The sequence below is a fragment of the Halomonas sp. AOP5-B2-8 genome (assembly GCF_052376475.1).
In the GTDB taxonomy this organism is placed as follows: Bacteria; Pseudomonadota; Gammaproteobacteria; order Pseudomonadales; family Halomonadaceae; genus Vreelandella; species Vreelandella casei.
Map to the genome: position 1 here is coordinate 1 of NZ_JBQSVS010000012.1, position 3160 is coordinate 3160.

General features: G+C 53.5%; 2 rRNA genes. Both read left to right on the forward strand.

The annotated features are described in order from the left end of the window. Nucleotides 1–22: 22 nt before the first annotated feature. Nucleotides 23–2920: ribosomal RNA gene (locus ACT3RP_RS17840) — 23S ribosomal RNA — on the forward strand. 163 nt (nucleotides 2921–3083) lie between these two features. Further along, a 5S ribosomal RNA gene (gene rrf, locus ACT3RP_RS17845) occupies nucleotides 3084–3160 on the forward strand; the annotation flags it as partial.

Genomic DNA, 3160 nt, shown 5'->3' on the forward strand with positions numbered 1-3160 from the left:
ACCAGACTCCTTCGGGTTATAGGGTCAAGCAATGAAGCGCACACGGTGGATGCCTAGGCAGTCAGAGGCGATGAAAGACGTGGTAGCCTGCGATAAGGCTCGGTGAGGTGGCAACAACCTGTGACCCGGGCATTTCTGAATGGGGAAACCCACTGACCATAAGGTCAGTATCTTACACTGAATACATAGGTGTAAGAGGCGAACCAGGGGAACTGAAACATCTAAGTACCCTGAGGAAAAGAAATCAACCGAGATTCCCCTAGTAGCGGCGAGCGAACGGGGACCAGCCCTTAAGCATGTGAATGATTAGGCGAACAGATTGGGAAGTCTGGCCGTAGCAGGTGATAGCCCTGTAGTCGAAAATCTGATCATGTGAAATCGAGTAGGTCGGGGCACGAGAAACCTTGACTGAAGACGGGGGGACCATCCTCCAAGGCTAAATACTCCTGACTGACCGATAGTGAACCAGTACCGTGAGGGAAAGGCGAAAAGAACCCCGGATAGGGGAGTGAAATAGATCCTGAAACCGTGTGCGTACAAGCAGTAGGAGCAGACTTGTTCTGTGACTGCGTACCTTTTGTATAATGGGTCAGCGACTTATATTCAGTGGCGAGGTTAACCGTATAGGGGAGCCGTAGGGAAACCGAGTCTTAACTGGGCGACACAGTCGCTGGATATAGACCCGAAACCGAGCGATCTATCCATGAGCAGGGTGAAGGTTGAGTAACATCAACTGGAGGCCCGAACCAGGATCTGTTGAAAAAGATTTGGATGACTTGTGGATCGGAGTGAAAGGCTAATCAAGCTCGGAGATAGCTGGTTCTCCTCGAAAGCTATTTAGGTAGCGCCTCACGTATTACCGCCGGGGGTAGAGCACTGTTTCGGCTAGGGGGTCATCCCGACTTACCAACCCGAGGCAAACTCCGAATACCGGTGAGTACAGCGTGGGAGACACACGGCGGGTGCTAACGTCCGTCGTGAAAAGGGAAACAACCCAGACCGTCAGCTAAGGTCCCGAAATCCTGGTTAAGTGGGAAACGATGTGGGAAGGCTTAGACAGCTAGGAGGTTGGCTTAGAAGCAGCCATCCTTTAAAGAAAGCGTAATAGCTCACTAGTCGAGTCGGCCTGCGCGGAAGATGTAACGGGGCTAAACCAGGTACCGAAGCTACGGGTGCGTCATTATTTCGATAATGATGCGCGGTAGAGGAGCGTCGTGTAAGCCAATGAAGGTGGATTGAGAAGTCTGCTGGAGGTATCACGAGTGCGAATGCTGACATGAGTAACGATAAAGGGAGTGAAAAACTCCCTCGCCGGAAGACCAAGGTTTTCTGTTCGATGCTAATCAGAGCAGAGTGAGTCGGCCCCTAAGGCGAGGCCGAAAGGCGTAGTCGATGGAAAACGGGCTAATATTCCCGTACCGGACATGGTTGCGATGGGGGGACGAAGAAGGCTAGGTGAGCCAGGCGTTGGTTGTCCTGGTGAAAGTGAGTAGGCCGAGATCTTAGGAAAATCCGGGATCTTAAAGCCGAGACACGAGATGAACTGACTACGGTCAGGAAGTCACTGATGCCACGCTTCCAGGAAAAGCCTCTAAGCTTCAGATCATGTGCGACCGTACCCCAAACCGACACAGGTGGTCAGGGAGAGAATCCCAAGGCGCTTGAGAGAACTCGGGTGAAGGAACTAGGCAAAATGGTGCCGTAACTTCGGGAGAAGGCACGCCGGCGTAGGGTGAAGAGACTTGCTCTCCTAGCCCGAACCGGTCGAAGATACCAGGTGGCTGCAACTGTTTATTAAAAACACAGCACTCTGCTAACTCGTAAGAGGACGTATAGGGTGTGACGCCTGCCCGGTGCCGGAAGGTTAAATGATGGTGTTAGCCGCAAGGCGAAGCTCTTGATTGAAGCCCCGGTAAACGGCGGCCGTAACTATAACGGTCCTAAGGTAGCGAAATTCCTTGTCGGGTAAGTTCCGACCTGCACGAATGGCGTAATGATGGCCACGCTGTCTCCACCCGAGACTCAGTGAAATTGAAATCGCCGTGAAGATGCGGTGTACCCGCGGCTAGACGGAAAGACCCCGTGAACCTTTACTATAGCTTCACACTGGACGCTGATGTTGCCTGTGTAGGATAGCTGGGAGGCTTTGAACTTTGGACGCCAGTTCGAAGGGAGCCAACCTTGAAATACCAGCCTGGCATCATTGGCGTTCTCACTCAGGTCCGTTATCCGGATCGAGGACAGTGTGTGGTGGGTAGTTTGACTGGGGCGGTCTCCTCCTAAAGAGTAACGGAGGAGCACGAAGGTACCCTCAGCACGGTCGGACATCGTGCATTGAGTGCAAGAGCATAAGGGTGCTTGACTGCGAGACAGACACGTCGAGCAGGTGCGAAAGCAGGTTCTAGTGATCCGGTGGTTCTGTATGGAAGGGCCATCGCTCAACGGATAAAAGGTACTCCGGGGATAACAGGCTGATACCGCCCAAGAGTTCACATCGACGGCGGTGTTTGGCACCTCGATGTCGGCTCATCACATCCTGGGGCTGAAGTCGGTCCCAAGGGTATGGCTGTTCGCCATTTAAAGTGGTACGCGAGCTGGGTTTAGAACGTCGTGAGACAGTTCGGTCCCTATCTGCCGTGGGCGTTGGATGTTTGAGAAGGGCTGCTCCTAGTACGAGAGGACCGGAGTGGACGACCCTCTGGTGTTCCGGTTGTCACGCCAGTGGCATTGCCGGGTAGCTATGGTCGGACGGGATAACCGCTGAAAGCATCTAAGCGGGAAGCCCCCTTCAAGATGAGACATCCCTGGGGCCTAGAGCCCCCTGAAGGGCCCAGCGAGACCAGCTGGTTGATAGGCACGGTGTGGAAGCGCTGCAAGGCGTTGAGCTAACGTGTACTAATGGCCCGTGAGGCTTGACTCTATAACACCCAAGGGGTCTGGTCGCAGTGATAACGTTATGATGTTAATGCATCAAAAAAAAGCCGGATACGCAGCGTGTGGCCCAGCCCACTCATCAAGAGTGAACAAGCAGGCGGCACGACAGCAAGAAACGATCACATCAGCATGATATACAGCCAGTTACGCCTGACGACCATAGCACGCGTGAACCACCTGATCCCTTGCCGAACTCAGAAGTGAAACCGCTTAGCGCCGATGGTAG